This window comes from Pseudoalteromonas sp. GB56, assembly GCF_054923835.1.
Genome location: NZ_JBPCHK010000001.1, coordinates 2,715,409 through 2,735,642 on the forward strand (window position 1 = coordinate 2,715,409; position 20,234 = coordinate 2,735,642).

Annotated in this window: 17 protein-coding genes; 9 read left to right on the forward strand and 8 right to left on the reverse strand. The window is 44.5% G+C overall.

Annotation, left to right across the window (positions count from 1 at the left end; genetic code table 11):
- The first annotated feature begins 70 nt into the window (after positions 1-70).
- Genes speB through ACH19P_RS12685 form a run of 3 tightly spaced genes read left to right on the forward strand, consistent with a single transcriptional unit; the run spans position 71 to position 2,483 of the window.
- Entirely contained in the window at positions 71-1,033 is a 963-nt protein-coding gene (speB, locus tag ACH19P_RS12675) for an agmatinase (protein WP_462158891.1), read from the forward strand.
- A gap of 47 nt (positions 1,034-1,080) precedes the next feature.
- Positions 1,081-1,368: an amino acid permease gene (locus ACH19P_RS12680; RefSeq protein WP_462158892.1), complete on the forward strand. Its 288-nt coding sequence runs from the start codon at positions 1,081-1,083 to the stop codon at positions 1,366-1,368.
- Positions 1,350-2,483, forward strand: a complete 1,134-nt coding sequence (locus ACH19P_RS12685) for an APC family permease (protein ID WP_462158893.1) — start codon at positions 1,350-1,352, stop codon at positions 2,481-2,483. Before ACH19P_RS12680 ends, ACH19P_RS12685 begins: the two co-directional genes overlap by 19 nt.
- An 81-nt stretch (positions 2,484-2,564) precedes the next feature.
- Here the strand turns inward: ACH19P_RS12685 and ACH19P_RS12690 are convergent, their stop codons facing one another.
- On the reverse strand, positions 2,565-4,154 hold the full coding sequence (locus tag ACH19P_RS12690; RefSeq protein ID WP_462158894.1) for a Na/Pi cotransporter family protein: 1,590 nt from the start codon (positions 4,152-4,154) through the stop codon (positions 2,565-2,567).
- Positions 4,155-4,370: 216 nt separating this feature from the next.
- Between ACH19P_RS12690 and ACH19P_RS12695 the strand changes: the two genes are divergently transcribed.
- Entirely contained in the window at positions 4,371-5,135 is a 765-nt protein-coding gene (locus ACH19P_RS12695) for a substrate-binding periplasmic protein (RefSeq protein WP_462158895.1), read from the forward strand.
- A gap of 15 nt (positions 5,136-5,150) precedes the next feature.
- Here ACH19P_RS12695 and ACH19P_RS12700 read toward each other — a convergent pair whose 3' ends face one another.
- The 5 genes from ACH19P_RS12700 to ACH19P_RS12720 all read right to left on the reverse strand — a co-directional run bounded on the left by ACH19P_RS12700 (position 5,151) and on the right by ACH19P_RS12720 (position 12,400).
- Positions 5,151-5,798: a lysoplasmalogenase gene (locus ACH19P_RS12700; RefSeq protein WP_462158896.1), complete on the reverse strand. Its 648-nt coding sequence runs from the start codon at positions 5,796-5,798 to the stop codon at positions 5,151-5,153.
- Positions 5,799-6,124: 326 nt separating this feature from the next.
- Positions 6,125-7,345, reverse strand: coding sequence for a S8 family peptidase (locus ACH19P_RS12705; protein ID WP_462158897.1), 1,221 nt, complete (start codon positions 7,343-7,345; stop codon positions 6,125-6,127).
- An 11-nt stretch (positions 7,346-7,356) separates the two neighbouring features.
- Entirely contained in the window at positions 7,357-7,914 is a 558-nt protein-coding gene (locus ACH19P_RS12710) for a hypothetical protein (RefSeq protein ID WP_462158898.1), read from the reverse strand.
- 359 nt (positions 7,915-8,273) lie between these two features.
- On the reverse strand, positions 8,274-8,894 hold the full coding sequence (locus ACH19P_RS12715) for a response regulator transcription factor (protein WP_462158899.1): 621 nt from the start codon (positions 8,892-8,894) through the stop codon (positions 8,274-8,276).
- Positions 8,891-12,400 (reverse strand): ATP-binding protein, encoded by a 3,510-nt coding sequence (locus tag ACH19P_RS12720; RefSeq protein ID WP_462158900.1) that lies wholly within the window; start codon positions 12,398-12,400, stop codon positions 8,891-8,893. The genes ACH19P_RS12715 and ACH19P_RS12720 overlap by 4 nt, the downstream gene beginning before the upstream one ends.
- 296 nt (positions 12,401-12,696) lie before the next feature.
- On the opposite strand from ACH19P_RS12720, the gene ACH19P_RS12725 reads away from it, so the two are divergent.
- Both ACH19P_RS12725 and ACH19P_RS12730 read left to right on the forward strand, forming a co-directional pair.
- A complete protein-coding gene (locus tag ACH19P_RS12725) occupies positions 12,697-13,044 on the forward strand; it encodes a hypothetical protein (protein WP_462158901.1) in 348 nt (115 codons plus the stop codon).
- A gap of 35 nt (positions 13,045-13,079) precedes the next feature.
- Positions 13,080-14,318, forward strand: coding sequence for a hypothetical protein (locus ACH19P_RS12730; RefSeq protein ID WP_462158903.1), 1,239 nt, complete (start codon positions 13,080-13,082; stop codon positions 14,316-14,318).
- A 248-nt stretch (positions 14,319-14,566) separates the two neighbouring features.
- Here ACH19P_RS12730 and ACH19P_RS12735 read toward each other — a convergent pair whose 3' ends face one another.
- Positions 14,567-15,919 carry a M24 family metallopeptidase gene (locus tag ACH19P_RS12735; RefSeq protein ID WP_462158904.1) on the reverse strand — a complete coding sequence of 451 codons (1,353 nt, stop codon included), beginning with the start codon at positions 15,917-15,919 and terminating at the stop codon, positions 14,567-14,569.
- 324 nt (positions 15,920-16,243) lie between these two features.
- On the opposite strand from ACH19P_RS12735, the gene ACH19P_RS12740 reads away from it, so the two are divergent.
- Together ACH19P_RS12740 and ACH19P_RS12745 are read left to right on the forward strand one after the other, a co-directional pair.
- Positions 16,244-18,025, forward strand: a complete 1,782-nt coding sequence (locus ACH19P_RS12740; protein WP_462158905.1) for a PKD domain-containing protein — start codon at positions 16,244-16,246, stop codon at positions 18,023-18,025.
- Positions 18,026-18,204: 179 nt separating this feature from the next.
- Positions 18,205-18,783, forward strand: coding sequence for a hypothetical protein (locus ACH19P_RS12745; RefSeq protein WP_462158907.1), 579 nt, complete (start codon positions 18,205-18,207; stop codon positions 18,781-18,783).
- A gap of 135 nt (positions 18,784-18,918) precedes the next feature.
- On the opposite strand, the gene ACH19P_RS12750 is transcribed toward ACH19P_RS12745, so the two are convergent.
- A complete protein-coding gene (locus ACH19P_RS12750) occupies positions 18,919-19,620 on the reverse strand; it encodes a hypothetical protein (protein WP_462158908.1) in 702 nt (233 codons plus the stop codon).
- 221 nt (positions 19,621-19,841) lie between these two features.
- On the opposite strand from ACH19P_RS12750, the gene ACH19P_RS12755 reads away from it, so the two are divergent.
- Positions 19,842-20,150, forward strand: a complete 309-nt coding sequence (locus tag ACH19P_RS12755) for a hypothetical protein (protein ID WP_347392670.1) — start codon at positions 19,842-19,844, stop codon at positions 20,148-20,150.
- The last annotated feature ends 84 nt before the right edge of the window (positions 20,151-20,234 follow it).

Here is a 20,234-nt window from a genome sequence, read left to right on the forward strand (position 1 = left end):
TTTAGGGGATCTACAATCCTGTCGCCTGATGAAATACTGCCAAAAGAATTTCTACCTACAGGAAGCGATTATGACCCGCCCAACTGATTTTGCAATTACCCGAGAAAACTTGCTCGGCACCGACATTGAACCTACCTTTGCTGGTGTATTAAGTTTCTTACGCAGGAAGTACAGTAAAGATTTAACGCATGCTGATGTGGCCGTTACCGGCATCCCCTATGACTTAGCCCTGAGTAATCGTGCTGGTGCACGCATGGGGCCACGCTCAATTCGTGCCGCCTCAAGTAACTTGGCTTGGGGTCAGGTCGCACATTGGGGATTTGATCCTTTTGAACAACTAGCAGTAGTGGATTATGGTGACTGTGGTATCGATACCAGCTTACCTGAGCGCGCACCGGAGCATATAGAGCAACATGTGAGTCATATTTTGGCACAAAATTGCGCCAGTCTATGTTTAGGTGGCGACCACTTTATCACTTACCCTATTTTAAAAGCGTACGCTAAGAAATTCGGCACCGCTTTGTCACTCATTCACTTTGATGCACATTACGATACGTGGAATGATTCAACAGGCAAAATTGACCACGGCACCATGTTTTATCACGCCGCCAAAGAAGGCCTCATAGAACCAGCGCGTTCCGTGCAATTAGGCATGCGCACGTCAATTGATGACACCCTTGGCTTTCATGTTTTTGACAACAACTTAATTCATGCCAATCAACCCGATTATATCGCCAAACAAATCAAGCAAATCGTGGGAGACCACCCTTGTTACATAACGTTCGATATTGATTGTTTAGACCCTGCCTATGCCCCTGGTACTGGAACACCTGTTGTGGGCGGACTGAGTACCTACCAAGCACAGCAGATTCTTCGCGCTTTAGAAGGTATCAATGTTGTAGGAATGGACCTTGTTGAAGTATCCCCTGCTTATGATACAGCTGAAATTACATCACTCGCTGCGGCATCACTCGCGTTAGATTTGCTGTGTTTATACGCCAAGGCCAGCCACAGAAATACACAAAATAAATAGCCATACCTAAGAAGCCATAACTAAAATAATAACTAGGAAAATATACGATGCTTCATACAAAAAATTTACCAAACATGTTTGGTTTCAAAGACATGGTTTTCTACTGTGTATCTGCCATTTTATTGGTGGAACAAATAGCCATGTCAGCGTCAGTGGGACCTTATGCCGTATTTTGGTGGCTTGTTACCGTCATCTTTTTTATGTTGCCCAACACAATGGTTACCTCTGAGCTGGGTGCAAGTTACCCTGAACAAGGTGGCATTTATGCATGGGTGAGAGATGCATTTGGCCCTCGCTGGGCGCTAGGATCACATGGTTGTATTGGATTAACATAGCACTGTGGGTTCCCTCTGTGTTCATTATGTTCTCAGGGATGCTATCAGCCATGTTTTTTCCAGACATGAGTTTGTGGAGCCAGATTAGCGTTGCTATATGTTTATGCGTTTTGCTTGCAGCCGTGAACAGCTTGCCGCTTAACTACACAAAATGGGCGCTGTCCATTGCCACACCATTGAAGTTTATTATTGTGTTAGTTATCGGCTTAGCGGGCATTAATTATGGCATGAGCAATGGCTTCGCCAATGATTTGAGTCTCGCAACAGCAACCTCGGATTGGTCTGCAGGGCTGGCTTATATCCCCGTTATTGTGTACGGGTGTTTAGGGCTAGAGTTAATTATGTCGGAGAGTAAGAAAATTATTTCTCCCGATAAAAACATCCCAAAAGCCATGTTTGCCTCGGGTCTGATCACCGCCATTCTATACGTGTTTGGCTCCATCGGAGTGTTAGCGGCAATTCCTGCTGAGGAAGTTGAAATTGTGACTATTTTTGCAGTCACACTGCAAGAGCTATTCGGCGGCACACCGTGGGGAGATACACTGGTTTTAGTGCTGGGTATTGCAACCTTATTTACCTTTTTTGCATCTATGATTGCGTGGACCCTGGGCGGCAATGCGGCGATGGCTGAGGCTGGCCAAGAAGGTGAGATGCCAAGACTATTCGCTATTTTGACCAAGAAGTACGACATGCCGATAGGCTCTGCCGTCATACTTGCCAGCGTATGCATACTCATGTTGATAGTGTATGGCGTCATGGCTAAAAACGCGGAAGAGCTTTACTGGACCTTGTTCTCGTTTGGCGCGATTATTTTCTTAATGCCTTACATCGCGATGCACTGCTCATTCTTAAAGTTGAGAGTCAGAGACCCACTTAAACCTCGCCCATTTAAAGTACCTGGCGGCATCGTATCAGCACGTCTAATCGCAGGGTTGTGCATCAGTATTTTAGTGATGTCGATTACGCTCTTCTTTTGGATTCCTGGAGAACCCTTTGACCTAACTTATGTATTGCAAGTCAGTATTGGTTTGCTGATTACACTCTTTGTCGGCGAAGCGTTAGTTAGACGAAGTGAACACACGCTAAAGCACAGGAAGTTCGCTCCACACGTCTAACAATGTCGTCAGGTGTCATTGATCCTGGTCAGTTCAACTAGGCTCAACACCAAGCTTTGCACCTAAACGACCTCCGCAATCTCATAGCTCAGCATTTTTGTGGGAGTACATCTTGTGTAGGTTAAGGAGCTTATCTTTGAGTCGCTGTGAGTAAGTGACAAAGTTTGTCAGTGCGCCAGCGTCTTTTCTGTTGGTATCAGCCAGTAACATTAACAATTTACGCTGCGCCTGATTAAGGTGAAGTTGTAATGACTTCGCCGCCTTCTCGATTTCATCGTTTTTGGGTTGATCGAGGTGTTCGCTGGTGTGGGTGAACAGGGTGAGCGTATCACTAGAGAGCTCGCGAATAAGGATCAAAATATCACTTTTAAGTTCAATAAATTGGTCATTCATTATACGTTTGCTTTCGAAGAGATCGGTAATTGAATCATGAATTTGGAACAAGTAATCGAAGCGATTAATTTGCAGCATTAATGCTCGAGACTGCTCTTCATCTTTGATTTTACTCACAATCGTAGTGAAGTACGTAATGTATTCCTTTTCTACGAAGCTGGCATATTCCAAACGCTTTTGAGCTGTGTCTTGAATGCCCTTGTAGTTTGTCTCTAAACTGAGCGTGACTTGGTTGTAATTCTCTTTCAAAAAATTGAGCAGCTGTTGATTACCTGACTCTAGCTTGTCCAAAACGTGCTGAAACTCTTCATCTTCTTGGTAGGTTGGTAACTCAAGGCGTTCAAAATCCATTTTTCCCTCACCCAGTAGAAAATCCACAAATCGGGTGAACGGGGTTACAAATATAATGAAGATTAGGCTAGCAACCATGTTAAATATGAAATGAATGTTTGCTAGTGCAATGGCTGGATCCATGGTGACTTCACTGAGTTTATTGCCAAACAGTAAAATGAAGGGCAAAAACATCAGCACCCCACCCACATTAAACAAGAAGTGGCTAAGCGCCGCCTTTTTCGCGGCGATGTCCATACCAAACACCGCTATCATAGCCGTTGCTGTGGTACCAATGTTGGCGCCCATAATGATAGGCACTGCATTCTCCAGCCCCAGAATGCCTTGTTGCGTAAAGACGATTGCCAGCCCAGTGGTTACCGAGCTTGATTGCACCATGGCAGTAAACACACAGCCCACTAAAATAGCGATGAGTGGATTTTGCGGCTGCGTTAAAATCTCGATGAGCGCGGGGTTATTTTGCAATGGCGCAAGCGACGAAGAGATCAGATTAAGGCTGAAAAACACAAAACCAAAATAGAAAATGGCCTTACCAAAAATAGAAAAGCGATTACGTGTCAACGACAGAAAAAAGCCAATAATAATGATCACTGGCGCAAACACAGTGAGTTTAAATGCCACCAGCTGCGCAGTGATGGTGGTACCCACGTTTGAGCCAAAGATAATGCCAACACTGTTTTTGAACGTTAATACACCCGCGTTAACAAGACTGATAGTGATCACTGAGGTGGCCGAGCTTGACTGAATAAAGGCCGTGACCACAGCACCAATCAATACACCCAAAATCGGAATGTTCGTAGCCCGGCTCAAGGATTTACGAAAACGCTCACCAGAAATGCTCTCAATCTCTCGAGAGAAATTCTCTAACCCAAATATAAATAGAATAATGGCAGTCAGCCCTGCCATGGCTATCGTCAGGTTTTCCATTCGCTTATAAGGTACTGATATTATTAATCAACATCGATACAAAAAGCATAGGTTTGCGCGCCCTATAGCGCAATGATCAAGAACAAACTTACAACCATCATTTAACCCAGCATGTACACATATTGGGTAACATCAGTTAATCAACGCTCCAAGGCTGGAAAAACACCGAGAAATTAGGCAAGGTAGACATCTGGTTGTAAACGAAGTGTGAACCGAATGAAGAAGTGCTTTTTTATCTTCGCGTTGTTGTTAGCTGGGTTTTTCTCTAGCTTTGCGTGGTCAGCGAACTCACTGCGATTCGTTGCCGAAGATTTATTCCCTCTGCACTTTGAGAATCATCAACAAGAACCACAAGGCTTTTTAGTAGACGTTGTCAAAGCGGTGTTGGCGCATTGTGGGTGTGAAGGCAGTGTCGAAATAATGCCCCAAGCTCGAGCGTACAAAGAGCTGCAAACCAACCCCAACATTTTGATGATGTCGTTACTGAAAACACCAAGCCGTGACGAACACTTTGCATTTTTAGGCTCGGTGTATAACGCACATGCATACCTGGTAGGTTTAAAAGAAAAACAATTCACGCTTACAAACCTGCAAGGCGCACGAGGGCTGCGTGTAAGCACTGTTCGTGGATACTATAGCCAACAATATTTAGAACGAGCAGGATTCTCATTAGAGCGTGATTTAGTGCTGGCGCCGGAGCCTGCTAGCTTAATGAAGATGCTCTACAAGGGGCGCACCGACTTGGTGCTCACGAACACCCTTTCTTTGGATAAAGAGTTGAAGCAAATAGGCCTCGACCCAAATTTGCTAGAAAAGAAGCTGCGCCTAAACGACTTCCCCAACGAACTGCACATCACGGCCAACAAACAGCTGCCGAAAGAAACTGCCGAAAAAATCACCGCATCCCTAGAAGCAATTAAAGACTCTGGGCACTATCAAGCGCTATTGAATAAATGGCAACTTAAATTAGAAACGGATTAAAGCAAAGCCTCACAGTTAATTAGTCAGACTCAAGGCAATCAAGCTTTGCGCAAAATAGTAAGTGGCAAGAATCGCCGGTTGGCTCCATACATAGTCTTTTACGAAACGACGATAGGCAAGAATAGAGTCTGACACCATAAACAACAGTGCTCCCACAAAGGCATAAAAGCCCAGTTCGTAACCGGATACTTGATAGAAACTATAGCTGGTGAGGACCATTAACGTGAGCGCAGCGGCGTAAGCATAAACAGGGATACGTAACTTACCTAATTGCTTGTTTAATAGTGTTATTAATAACCCAGCATAGGCAATCAACGCCACCAGCAACACAGTACTCAACGCAAAATCCGAGGTGTGAGTAAAAGCGATCACATAAGCTACATGGGCAATAAAGAACGCTATCAGCCCTTGCAGGAAATAGTCTTTTTTCAACATCAAGAAGATGTCGCCAACTAAAGACAGCGCCAAACCCGCAAATACCCAATAATGCAAAGGGGTAAAGGTGCTGGTTTGTGCCCAAGCTAAAACAATGATCAACGCAGTTGTTAGAGGCTTGAAGACATAGCAAAGTGTATCTTTTTTGAGGCTATCAGCAAGGATATGACTTAACGCAGATAACAAAACAAAAGGTAATAAGACATTGAACATAATCAGTATTTTCACAAAATAATTGCGACCAACATACGCAGTATGAGTGCAAAATACAACGGCAAGTGGGTTGCAGTGTGGTTTGTAAGCGAGCAATTATTAGAATGAGTCAGCGCTTATTTATACAACCGGATTCAATACCCTGAAACGGCCTCAGCCTGCATACGCACATCTCACCTACAAAAAAGCCACTTCGTAAGAAGTGGCTTGGGAGGATACAGAAAACCAGAACTATACCTACTTATAGCCCCCGCTTCCCTGTAATTACTTGTGCTTTCAATCGAGCTTGCCCATGGGTGTGTGACCCGCTCTCATGAATTCACAAGTATGGGGGTTAGTGATTATTTAACACCACGACCATCACAATTATTTTCAGTTAGGTAGTCGTATGCTGCTTTCGCCTGAACGAGGCCATAACCGTATTTATAGTCGTAACCTTCATCACCTAGGTCTTTCGCTGAAGCAGCTAGGGCGCTGCGGATCTCATAGTTGTTACACTGTGGGAAGTAGCTCCACACCAACGCAGCTACACCAGCAACATGCGGGCTCGCCATTGAAGTACCACTCATGTAAGCGTACAAGTCCTGTGTATTGCCTGGAATTAGATTTCTTGCAACCGTGGAGACAACATCTACACCGGGTGCAGCCAACTCAACTTGTGAAGTGCGTTGTGAGAAATCTGCATGCTCCATTTGATCATCCACTGCAGCAACTGACACTACACCGTCATAGGAAGCTGGATAGCTATGAGTTGCATTACCATCATTACCTGCGGCGGCTATCAACAACACGCCTTGCTTTTCCAAACGAGAATAGGCGCGCTCTTCTACCTTGGTCGAGAAAGCACCGCCCAGACTCATGTTTACCACCTTTGCGCCAGCATCTGCACAATCATTTACCGCACCCGCTAAGTCAGATGCATAAACAAAATTACCGTTGTCGTTGAACACGCGCGCAATGTGCAGCTCTGGCATACCTGAACCTATCACACCTGTTAAGGTATTTTCGCCAGTACCATCTAAACCTGCAATCGTGCCAGCAACGTGCGTACCATGTCCATGGCCGTCTTGATACCACGGACCTGCTCCCTCGCTGTCACCATCTACCGTTGATGAAGGCAGGTCGCCATGACCTAAGTCATAACCCGTGTCGACGATACACACCTTGATACCGCCCATATACTTTAGCTGGTCTGCCTGAACCATTGGCAAACCGTAAGGTACATAATCTGCAAAGTTTGCTGGCTCAGCGTCAATTTCCATTTGCGGTATTGCAAAACGCTTAGCGTCAAATTCTGCCGATTTGATAGCTTTGCTGTCTTTGATTTGTGCATATACATCTGCATTGATAGTCGCTGCAAATGAGTTATCAATATCTAATTCACGAACGATTGTTCCGCCAGCAGTTTCAATAGCAGAGATTAATTCCGCCTTGTTGCCTTGATGATATTCAAACACTACGCGCACTTCGCGGTCTTGCGTTGCGTCAGGATTATTAACTAATTCAGCATTGGCAGAAAAGGCACTAGCCACTAAAACGGCAATTAAACTTTTGTTTTTCATTTCGTTACTCCTTATTCTGACTCTGTTTCTTTGTTTTTATCCGGGCAACTTTGTGTTTGAATGTTGCCATTCATGGTGCCCGCGTTGAAATACCCAGCATAAGGACCACTTTCCAAACTCATTGCAGTAACAATACCGTGGAAGTTTCCTTTGCCTTCTCCAGTGTCGATGAAACAGGCAAAGCCAGTACCTTCACCTTGCGCCTGAGGATTTTTTGAATCATAGCTAAATTGCGCTTCAAATTGATTTTCGCAATTACAAGGAGTGCCATTTTCAAGATCCTCTATCGCTCCGAGTGTACAAAAGCCAAAATCATCTACTTCTGCGTTGAAACTCACGCCGCCCACCTGTTCAAAGTCAATGGCTGAATGGTCGATGTAATTCACACGACCCGACGCATCTTCCCCACAGCTTTCAACGTTGAATGTAAAGGCTGCATTTTTGTCACCACCCGCTGATGCCATGGTGCCGCCACCTGTCATCTTATGCTCACCGACAAGAGTACAACCCGTTGACAATGTGCCTACTAACAGGGCCATTGTGATTACTTTTAATTTTTTTTGGACCATGAAGTCCCCCTAATTGATTCTTGTTTATTGGTATTTTACGTATGGGTTTATCACGCAAAGTTTTGTGGCTTCGCTGTAGAAAAACCGCATAGGTTTCAGTAAGGGGTCAGCGCATAATCATTGTGGTTGGGAGCCCAACACCTTACTGATGAAGGGACAGTTTATGGGTTTACAAAAAATTAAAATATTGAACATATAACCCAATTTTATGGGTCTTGAGACTTAAGTCATTTGACTCAAAAAAGAGAATTGAGCAGCTTAATCAACTGAAAAACATGAATTATTTGTAAAACAACGATTCTTTACATTGAAATAGGATTTTACGAAGAGCGGCCTGTAACAGGCCGATTGCGATGAGCTTATTGATTCAATAGTTGTTGGTATTTAACTGTGGCTTGTGTGCGATTTTCTACTTCCAGCAGTTTGAATATCGTATAGGCGTGAGAGCGCACCGTTTTTTCAGAGATGTTGAGCTCATTGGCTATCGCTTTATTACTCAAACCTGAGGCTATCAAGGCCATAACTTTTTGCTGTTGCCGAGTAAAAATAGGTAGGCTCGCAGACGCACTAGGCACATCTAATATTTTGCCGATGTCAGCAAGATCATCGTCTAAATACTTGGCGATCAGTTTAACGATGTCAGTATCAATTTCCGTTTTCGATACGAACGCTGAAGCCCCCGCTTTTAGACAGGCATTCATACTTTGAAAGTCATCATGTGCACTAATGATGATAAGCGGCAAGGCTGGGTAGTTTTGGGCAATATGCTGCGCTCCTTCAACGCCTTCGCATCCCGGCATAGATAAATCGACGATGGCCAAATCAAGGTCGTCTTCTTTGTCACCCAACAGGCGAAAAAGTTGCTGATAGCTGTTGGCGCTGTGAATAACAACATCTGGCCATACTGCCTTTATTTTCTGCTCTAGTGCGAAAACAAAAAGCGGGTGATCATCAGCAATCACAACCTGAAAAACACTCATTGCTTTAATCCTCTGATGAGAAATTGCTCTAACTTTTTAAGCTTTATGGGTTTTTTCATAAAGTACGCACCACCCCCTTTCGTTAGACGTATCTTGGCATTTTCATTCCCAGAAACATATACGATCACACCATTGTTTCTCAACTTTTGCCGATAGTCGCCCATATGTTCAATGCCATCTTTCGCTTGCGCCAAGTCCACATCAGAAATAATTGCAGCAAAATCGTTGTCGCTACACGCAATGAGTTCATCTGCATTTGTAAAGCAATGAATCTCATACCCTATCTCGCCAAGTGCGCTTGCCAGCCAATCAAGTTGTTGAGGGTCATCTTCAACAACAGCCAGCTTTGCGTTCACGGGAGATGGCGTTTGCGAGTCATCCTCAGAATGGTTTGCGATGGGCAACACAAGCTCAAAAATAGCACCATGCGGATGCCCATTGCGATAGTTCAAGGTGATATTCAAAAGCTCGGCTATTTTGCTCACCACCGATAAGCCCAAACCACTGCCTGTGTAAGTGTGGGTTCCTCGAGAAAAAGGCGTTATCGTGTCAAGGCTAATTTCATCCGGTAACCCCGGCCCATTGTCTTTCACTGTTAAATGGCATTCATCACCGACGAGCACAGCACTTATGGCTACCTCACCGTTTTCCGGGGTATTTTTAATGGCGTTATCGACTAGGTTATTGACCAAGCGTAAAAGTAAGTGACCGTCTGTGTGAACCCTCTGGTCGGCCGTCGCTGTCAATTTCAATGTCAGGTTTTTGCACTGGCACAGCGGTGAAAATACGTTATCAACAGACTGCAAAATATCGACAATAGCCACATCGCCTTTTGTGGGCTCGATGATCCCAGCATCAAGTTTTGACAGCTGCACAATGTTGTCAGTGAGATGATCCAAACTCTCTACGATGCTGCCGACATGCGCGTCGCTTTGCGCTTTTTGCAAGTCATTCGGTGAGCGCTTAACTACATTGAGCTTTAGCAAACTAACAAGGTTTCTTAAATCATGACTCGCGCCCGTAATGAAACGCGCTTTTTCTTGCTGCTCTTTAATGCGCATTCGCTGCTTGTGCTCTAGCTCTTCAGTAGTTTGCTTGATTTGATGCTGTAACTCACGTGTGTACGCGTCTTGTAAGGATTGTTGCTTCTCTAAATAACTCAGCCTATCGAGTTTGTTGCGCATTATCAGGCTGTAAATCCAAACAATAAACGCGGCGAATAAAAGCGTGTATAAGACAATTGCTGGCAGCTGCAGCCACATTGGCGGCTTAACTTTGAATTGAAATTTAAGGGTATTGCTCAGTGTGCCGTTGTTTAAGCGGGCGCGAACGAAAAGCTGGTATGTGCCGGACGATAAAGAAGGCAGCGTCACCAAGGTTTCCTCTTGCTTTGTCCACTCCCCCTGCTGGGAATTCAGGGCGTATTCGATGAGGGTATCGTCATTGAGAGATGTAAAACTCAGTGCTGTTTTGAATGCCAACATATCCGGCGCGGTAAACACTTGCTCGTCGTCATAAATAGTAAATGACTGACCGTCGACCTTAGAGCTGACCCAATTTAGCTGAGGCCGAGGTTTGCTCGGCACCTTATCATGAAATATCGTCAGCCCATTAATGCCCACATTTATGGTGCTGTTATTTATTTTCGTGCAGCCAAATTGAATGCTTTCACGATGGCTCAGGCCATCATCCATGGTTAAATAGCTTTTTAAAGTCAGCGTGTTATCAAATACAGCCACCCCGTTGTTAGTTGACACTATCCAGTCGTCATCCAAATAAGGCGCCATACACAAAGTGACCTTGTTGATTAATAAGTCATTGTCTTCAATTTCAATTACTTGAAACCCATCTGGCGTGGACGAAACACGAGATAAACCATGCCCTAAAGAGAGCATCACTAACGAGTTGTCACTTTGCTCGACACCCGTTAAATTCTTCTCTTTGGCTGAAATTTGCCAATTTTCGGGGGCCCTCTCACTCTGCCAATCCACTATTAATAACCCGTCTTTGAATGTGGCTATAAAAAGTGTGTTGTCTCGCACGGTGACACCAAAAGCGAGAGCGGTTGGCAATTGCGTACGCCATTGAACAACATATTTGTCAGCGTTTTCGCGCATAAACACCAGCTCATCAAGATACAACAGTAGCAAATCGCCTGATGCGAACTCGTATACATCCGACAATGGCGTTGTCTCTTTTGCCAACTCAGGCATGAGCGCCCCCAGAGGTTGCCACTGGCCATCGGCGTAGAACAAGGCGCCCGAGCGATAGGAGTTTATGTAAACCCGACTGGGCGTTTCAATAAAGTGAACTGGCTCAAAGCCCTCTGGATAGTCTTGCTGTTCAAGTAAAGTAAGCTCGCCGCGTTGTTCTTCAAAATACAGCAACGAATTAGACCCCGCGACCACCAAACGCGGTATCTCATTTACATCAATAGCCGCTGCCGACAACGGCTCTTCGCCAAATAAGGCATCAAAATCTGGGTAGCTTGAAATGGCGGCGTAGCTTGAAGATAACAAATACAGCCCCTCCATCGCGCCAATAAGAATATCGCCGTTCTCGCTAAGCAAAAGGCTTTGGTAATGCAGTCGTTTGTTAAAGATGTTTTTATGGCGCTCAGTGGTCAATAAACGGATATCGCTCAGCGCTGAATCAACAACAAATAAGCCTTCGCTGCTTGTCATAAAGAGTTGACCACCTTCGAACACAACGCGCCCCACTGAGGCAACTTCGCCCCCTTTGTTCACCAAGTTCACAGCTTTACATTGTTGCTCGTCACAGCGATGAACACTCCCACCGAGTGACACAACCCAAAGAAAATTATCACTATCGACTGTGTAGCTAATGACTCTGCGTTCGCTCGGTACGGGATACGCGGGTGTGAGAGCGAAAGTGTGCGGGTCAACCCAGCTAAAGCCATCGGCTTGTTTGATTAACAATCGGCCATTAATGGCCGTTTGGTTATGTACGGCATCGAACGAATCAGGCGCGTATGCAACGCTAAGTTCCGTTGTATCAATCAACACTAATTGGTTATCAGCAAGTACCGCTACGCGGCTGTCATCCCATTGAATTAAGTCGATGAACTCCTGCGCTTCAGGAAGTGTTGGAACGAAGTCAGTCACCTGATAACTCACTGTATCAAGGCGTTCGATACCATGGTTTGATACCACCCAAAGACCATACTGATGATCAATCAGCAGCTCGTAAATATAACTGCCTTTGAGCCCTTGCTCTTCGTGCGAAGGGCCAAATGCAACCACCTGATTACCATCAAGCATGTTTACGCCATCTTGGGTAGCGACCCAAAGCCGCGCAAACTTATCAAATTCGATATCTTGTATGGGGTTGGCTGATAGGCCATCGTCAACATTCAGCGTACTGGCATTCACACTGTATTGTCGCTCAGCCTTGAGAACGAGGTTCGTCTGTGCATGCGTGGCAAACCCAAGTAAGCAACTCAGTACCAACAGCGCCAGCAATGTATGAGGCCTAAATTTCATCATAGAAGTATTTTGAAGGTTAGTAAGTTATCGCTAACCTTAGTATGCACTCAAATCTAAACACCGCGGCAGTATAACGAGAAAAGTGATTCTACATCTAGCAAAGCTGCATAAATACCCACCACCTATAGGAACAGCAAGCTCGGGGCTTTATCACCGAACCATCAGCCTTGCAGGTTAGTATTAAAGGTAGGTACACTGGTATTCAAAACACTGCGGCTACAAAAGCCACTACCTGAGTCACCCGTACCTGATTGCAGATACGAGTCTCGATTCAATAAAAAACATGGACAGGCATAATGACCCCAGAAAAGGAAGCACAATCACTCACCACCGAAGAGCTACTTGCACAACTTCGCGAGTTAGATTTAGAGAGTGATTTATACCTTACCTATTATGATGAACTAAGACGACGAAACGTTATTGAGGAAGGTAGAGGTTTTATCTACTGGTTTTTTGTTTTAACCCCCGCCATACCTATATTTGGGTTGTATTTCGACCTATTCCGTTTTACAGAACAAAGGGTAATACCAAAAGAAGGTGCCACCTTATGGCTGATGTTTATGCTATTAATATGGGGCCTTGGCATCTTTCGGTATACAGTTCAAATAAATCTGTGTGAAAAATACGCAAAAGAAAACAGGTAGTTCCAAAGTAGGCAATTTTATAGGGAGTGTAATAAATGCTTAAAAACGTTATACCTTTAACAAGCTCTAATAACTGGCAATCTGGTTGGATTATGCGTGTTGCCGAGTCGAGTTATGGCAAGCCTTTAAAAGGGCATAAAAGGAATTTACTTTACTCGATATTTTTCGGGGTATTTGGCGGTGCTGCTCTCACGGTATTAGAGTTATGTATTTCGATTTTCTTACTCAATCACCCCTTTAGTAGTGAACTATTATTAGTTCATGGGCTAGCGTTTCTAAAGATGACAGCTTTTCTCTTTTTTATCTCGATGTTATCAACAGAAGCGGATGATATTAAAGATAAAATAAAGGAAAACAAGAAACATGTTTTTGTATTTACAGCATTGATAAATTTAGGTTCGGCCATTATCGTATTTCTTAGTAGCCTTGTGTTTTACTTCTTCATCTACACACCCAGTAAATATTATTCAGAGACTGAATTATACTCTTACGCGAGCCCTAGTGAGCTGTCGACCATACAGCCCAACCTAACTTTATCTAACGTAAGAGAGAGTTCAGAAAAGAACTTGCTCAAGGTTGAAGATGGAAAAGGAAAAAGCGAGCTAGGTGCTGGTATTGATTTTGACACATTATCAATAGACAAATTTGACGAGTTTCTAGTTAACAGTGGTTTTGAAGAATTCAGCATCAAAACTACCGAGGCACAAATGATATCATCATTTGGCGAAATCAGTCTCTTCCCGGATAAGAATGTAGATTGGAAGCAGTTTCTAGCAGAGCTGGATGATGTGGCTCTCAACAGCCCTCGTTATGTAGATTTTAAGATATCTTCGGCAATAGGGAATGAAGTTCCACTTGAGATTTTAAATGATATCTTAAATAGAGGTCACGAACTCAATGGAAATCACATTACAGGTCTAGCTAAATATTTCACCGTTGAAGAGTTCCAGCAATTGGAAAACTATGGCATTGATTTGTCCGCACACGATTCAATTGGTGGTAGCGCGTTAGATAGATCTTTAATGAATAAACAAGGGCCTGAGCTCTTCGAGTACTTATTGACAAAAGACGAGTTGGTAATGGCGGAAGACGTCAATGTCGTAAAGGAAGCATTAATGCTCTCTAGCAAATTCAATCGTTCAATAAAATATACTCAACAGCTAATAAACAGAGGCGCGCCTGTGACCGACGAGACAAAAGAGTGGATTGAAACGGAGTTGCGTAAAGAGAATCTAATCTATTACGCAATTGTAAAATCTCAACTGACCTATTAAAAACAAAATTAGTGATTTATTAAAATCCAATACGACCCATCACGTTTATTGTACTTACTTATTCATACATATGACTTTTGGCGATTTTATATATAAAAAACCACCTGTGTAGCAGGTGGCTTTTGCTTTATTCAACTCCTAATTGCAACCGACGCTCAGCCTCTTCTTTCGACTCCTTACATTGGTGTCGTGCATAGCGCCTTTTTATCTCTTCAATGGCTGGAACTGTGAATCTTTCGCAGCCCTCACTACCGAATAACATGCCAGGTGGTTTGGCGACCCGCTAAGTACCACACTTCTTTGCCATCAAATACCGCACCTTGCTCTAGCTTAATTTGCACCCATTGGTTATCCCACTCGGGCACCTGCGTTTTAATATTTCCTTCAATGGCGTAAGCGGTATTGGCGTACAACGGCCAATCACCTTGCACTGGGGTTGGGCCTTGGTTATCCCACATGCCAATGGTCGGCCCCGATGCGTGACCCACAAAACCTAATGGGTGGGTGTAAGTGCTGCTGAGAATGTTTGCTGCCTTGCTGCCTTTAATGGTGTTAGCCAATATCTCGTTACCCGTTAGCCCTGTTTTGAAATTGCTGGTGAGGATATCTTGCCAACGATTACCCATCGCCAATGCGTTTTTGAGCCCTTGTGGCACATCGGTTTCACCCAGTTTAAGTACATAGCCCATTTCTTGGGTATCAGTGCAAAGGTTCAAGTAACAAATGCCCACATCGGTGTGCAATACATCGCCTGGCAGAATAACGCGGTCGCTCTTGCCCATGTACACATCGTCTTTTTTGGTGTCATCGCCTTGGCGTTGAATATTCACATAAGGCTGGAACCAAGGGCGTAGTTGCAGCTCTTCAAAGCGTTCACGTATGTACCACGCCACATCGTCGGTGGTGGTAGCTCCCGGAGTGATAACTTTATTTGAGAATGCTTCGGCAATTACACGCCGTGCAATCGTCACCGCCTGCGGATACACATTGAGCTCTTTGTCGCTGCGCGTTTCTAACCATCGCACCACCAGATTTTCAGCACTCACCAAGCGCTGTTCATACTTCTTCGGCAGGTACTTAACGAGTTGTTGATGCAAGCCAATACTTAAACCATCTGCCAAAGCCCAATCTTTACTGATATTAATGCCGATACGCTGTGGTTCTCGCTCTGCCACGACCTCTGCTAAGCGTTGCCATTGGTCTTGCAATGTGCCGCCCTCCCACACCGTTGGGTAAAGCTCGCCAATGGGGTAACGACTCACACTAAAGCGCTCAATACTGCCGTCTTCTTGCTTTGCAAATACCAAGATAGTGGTTCGCCTTGCTGCAAAAGTCGGTTGCGGCACCAGTGTATAAAACAAACGGTCTTCCCCGTATTCACGGTTGACCACCAGCCACATATCCAAATCCGCTTCGCGCATGAGCTGTGGCAGTAGGTTATCCAGCCTGTCTGTGACCATGTCATTAATCGGTGCTACGCGCTCTTTAAACGACAATACATTCGGCATCTCGCTAATTTCGCGACCTTGTGAGAATTGCTCAGCAGCAACAGAGGTTGAAAGGCCTAAACAGACCAAAAGTGAACCAAGTAGTGTTTTCATTGTTATCCAAGGCATTAGTTAACTGTCTGTAAGTTAAACAAAACTATAAGAGGTTGTGGGGATAAAACCAAATGAGCTGCGGTGAGGTGGATAAACAGTCCCTGCGCTCTTGACGTAAACAATTACGACAACCCTCTTGAGAGCTTGTTCAACTCAGCGACTCACCATTAAGAAAAGATATAAAAAAGAGAAGAAAAAGACATTACAGATGTTGCCAAAAAGACAACAAGGGAACAAAGTTAACATTCTTACACAAGAAATTAACAATCAGATAAAACCTTGCGTGAGTTTAAATTAAGTCTCAACCAAAAAAGGATGTTCAACATGTTTTCATCTCGATATGTTCTGAAGCCACTGTTACTAAGTACGATGATATCCGCCCCACTCGCTGCTATCGCTCAGCCAGAGATATCTGAGCCACCGCAGTTGTTCACACACCCTACGTTTTCAGTAGTGCCATCGAAGCATGGTTTGTCTGCCGTGCGAGGTAGATTGAACGCACAGGCAGTGGTGAATGGCACTCAGCAGATGCAAATAACTCTGCCAAATGGCAGAACAATTACGCTGCAGCGTCACACTAATCGCGGACAACTCAATAATGCCTCGTGGCATGGACAAGTGATGGGCCGAAAAGACAGTGATGTTAGCTTAACGGTATACAAAGGATTGGTATTTGGGCGGATCGGCTTAGGTCAACAGACCTATGAAGTTCGCAGCAAAGGCGGATACACCGTTGTTGAACTCTTAGACACAGAGTCATTTCCTGAGTGTGATAGCGCCAACCACGACTTTAATACCGCAAACAACTTTGTTGAGCAAAATGAACAAGCCGCCAATGAGGAAAGTGGCACAGTGATTATCGATTTACTTTCTGTTTATACCCAAGATGCTATCGACAGCGCCGGTGGTGTTGCCGAAGTTAATGCGCTCATACAAGCCGCGGTTGATGTTGCCAATACAACCTTTGTAAACAGCCAAGTAAATGCTGAATATCGCTTAGTGCATACTGAGCTCGTAGACTATGACGGCACGCAATCAACTACAGGTGAAGCGCTAAGCTGGGCAAGAAATAGTCCACAAGTGCAAGCTCTACGAGACCAGTACAGTGCCGATATGGTTTCTATTGTGTTAGACACGCCATCAAGCTGTGGCACTGCATACGTGCAACGTTCACCCGGTTTAAGTTTTGCTCCTAGCGCTTATCAAGCGACTGATGTCGATTGTGCGGTTGGGAATATGACATTTAGTCACGAGCATGGCCATAACTTGGGCATGGAACACAATCCTGAAAATTCCAGTGCCACGCCCGATAGCGCCTCTTACGAATACTCCTTTGGCCTATACCATGACGGCGATTACCGCACGACCATGTCTTATTCATCACCTTGCAGCAATGGCTGCAGCCGGGTTCCCTACTTTTCCAACCCAGGTGTGGTATACAACGGCAAACCAACTGGTATTGCGAATCAACGTAATAACGCGCAAACAGCACGCAATACCACACCTATCGTAGAGCAGTTTCGCGCCTCGGTTGCGCCCAATGGCGACCCTAGCGCACAATTTGATACCGATGTGAGTGGCTTAACCGTCAACTTTACTGACTTGTCAGCTGATGCCAATGGCACCATCGAAAGCTGGTTGTGGGACTTTGGCGATGGCGCAACATCAAGCGAACAAAACCCCCAGCACAGCTACCAAGCTAATGGCACTTATTCGGTAAGCTTAACGGTTACGGATAACGACAACGCTACGGATACCAGCACCCAGTCTGTAACCGTGATGGCTCAAGCTCCGGACTCACCGAGCAATTTAGTCGCTAACTACACCTACACTGGCAAAGGAAAAGATAAAACAATCACCGAAGTCGTGTTGGTGTGGAACGACAACTCCGGCAATGAAACCAGTTTTGAACTAGAACGTTGCTTTGAGACAACTTCGGGCAAAGGCAAAAACCAAACCGTCACCTGTGATTACAGCCTATATCAAACACTCGCGGCGGATACACAAAGCACATCGGTGAGTACTGAGTCCGGCTGGCGCTATCGCGTTCGTGCGCTGAACAATAACGGGGCGTCTGATTATTCAAATTCAGTTATCGTGGACTAAAACCAACAAAATACTGAATTTGAGTTAAAGAAAAATGCCGAGCGCTATGCTCGGCTTTTTGTTATCGAGGCAGTGCCTTTGTGTCACCCAAAACAATCCAAATAGCCAACTTTACTATGCGGCGACTTTAGGGGTACACTCATCTAACAGCGTGTAAATACTCAACCCAAGGAAAGGTTATGACTAGATGGACTTTGTCGCTTATAAGCTTACTGTATTCGTTCATGATTAGCGCACAGGAATACCCACACCGCCAGAAGCCAACAGATCCCCCGTTATTTGAAACGCTCGCCAAAATGCAAAAGGAGATACTCACAATTGAGCCAAGAAACGGAGTCATCATAGAATATCAGACCATCGCGACTCGAGAGTCAGGCTTCTTCCTTATAGATATTTGTGAAAATACAGATGCCGAGCACATTGAGTACGGCTGTTCCACATTCTCAACACTGGGTGTGGACAGAGAGTATGGCTTACCTGAATACGGGCAACACACTCTTTACTACAAACCTGACTTCATCATAGATAGCTATAAAGTAGATGAAGCTGTAATTATTGACTCAACACTGCAAGAGCTCGCCTTCACTGACAACTTAACGGGTAGATACTTTCGCATTGGCAGCAATAAAGTACTGCACGACCTTATAAAAATGAAAGTCACTCTCGATGATCTCAACCCCTCTTATAATTACTTGGGCACAGATGAAGTGAATAAAGATGCGTTTAAACAGCGAGAAACACGGCCAGTGCAGAATTAACGTTTTTTGGCCACCTATAGACACACTGAGCGCCTATAAATGCCTTGTCTATCTTGTCTTTTATTTATCAGGGGGCGAGGTTAAAGAAAGTGCAATCTCCAGACCTGTTTCTATGCCCCGTAAAACCCACTGCCCTTATTCAATCAGCGGGGTAATGCTTTGATACTCACAATTCAAGTATTCAATGTGTTCAAGCTCGCTGTTTCTATGAGGGACTAGCTGCATAACCAGCTCTCTTGCGTTCCCGTTTCTTTTATATTCGTTTGAATAGGTAAATTTTTGCCTGTTGGCTTGTTGTGAAATGCTCAACGTATCCCCGTTTCTTGACCACAACATCGGTACCTTATTAACCCTTGCATTGCCGCCTTTTTCAAAGGTGAGTCTGTAGAGCTTGGAACAATTCGTGCTGGTAAATTCGACTTCGGTAATATCAACTGCAAAGTCTGCAACCAACTGCTCCTGAATAGACATCAAGCCGTTGGTCTTTACTAGGTATAAACCAATATTGTGACCGTCCCGGTATTCGTGATTTCTAACCCTGTTTTTGGCAATGAGTCCTGTAGGGTATCCCTTCTCATTGATTATATTTAGGATTTTAACCAAATCGTCATTATCACCATTATCTTGGGGATAAATAATGAAGCTGCCAAATGCCAGTAGCGGTGGCTCGCGTTCGCTTATCGAGATATCAAATCCTGTTGCTTTCAATGCCGTTACTATTTCTTTTGTATTGGCTTCAGGCACGTTATAGCTATGAAGATGAACTGTAGTGGGGGCACACGCTGTTAAAGCGAACATGAGAAAAATAACGTAAATTTTGGCCAATACCTTCGGCATAATAATATCTCTTCCTTAAAAAACGCTTGGACTGTCCGTTTCAAATAAAAACTAAGTATTAGTGGGACACACACTCTAACATTTCACAAAGAAAGACCAACCTCAATAATATTTCAAAGATTATTAGCTAGACACCAATCCTAATATTTTTCACATTCCAAAGCGCTCAGGGCCCAGATATAATGATGCTTTGTTACCCTAACTCCTTATCTCGAACTTCCATGAAAAAGCTCTCCAAAGTCCAGCTTAAACAACAAGCACTTGTGCTCAACGTTGCCGATGCACTCGAACAACAAGCGCGCGCAGAAATACCCGGCATGTTGCAATGCTGGTTTGATGTGGAGTACCACTTATTCCCCGGCTCCCTGCTCCTGTGTTTTCAATTCGAAAATGACCAAGCACTCAAGGCCGCCGAACCTCACCTACTCAAATGGCAAAAACGCCTAAGCGCCGCCATGCTGAAAAAAGGCGTGATCCTAAAAGATATGCGTAAGCACTTAACCTTTACCCTGAAAGGGCCAGAGGATTGAGATAGAAGATAACAGAGACTAGGTGAATTTTAGCGACTGCACAACGCAGGGCCCGGCCCAATTCTTTCCTTTGAGTATGGGTGT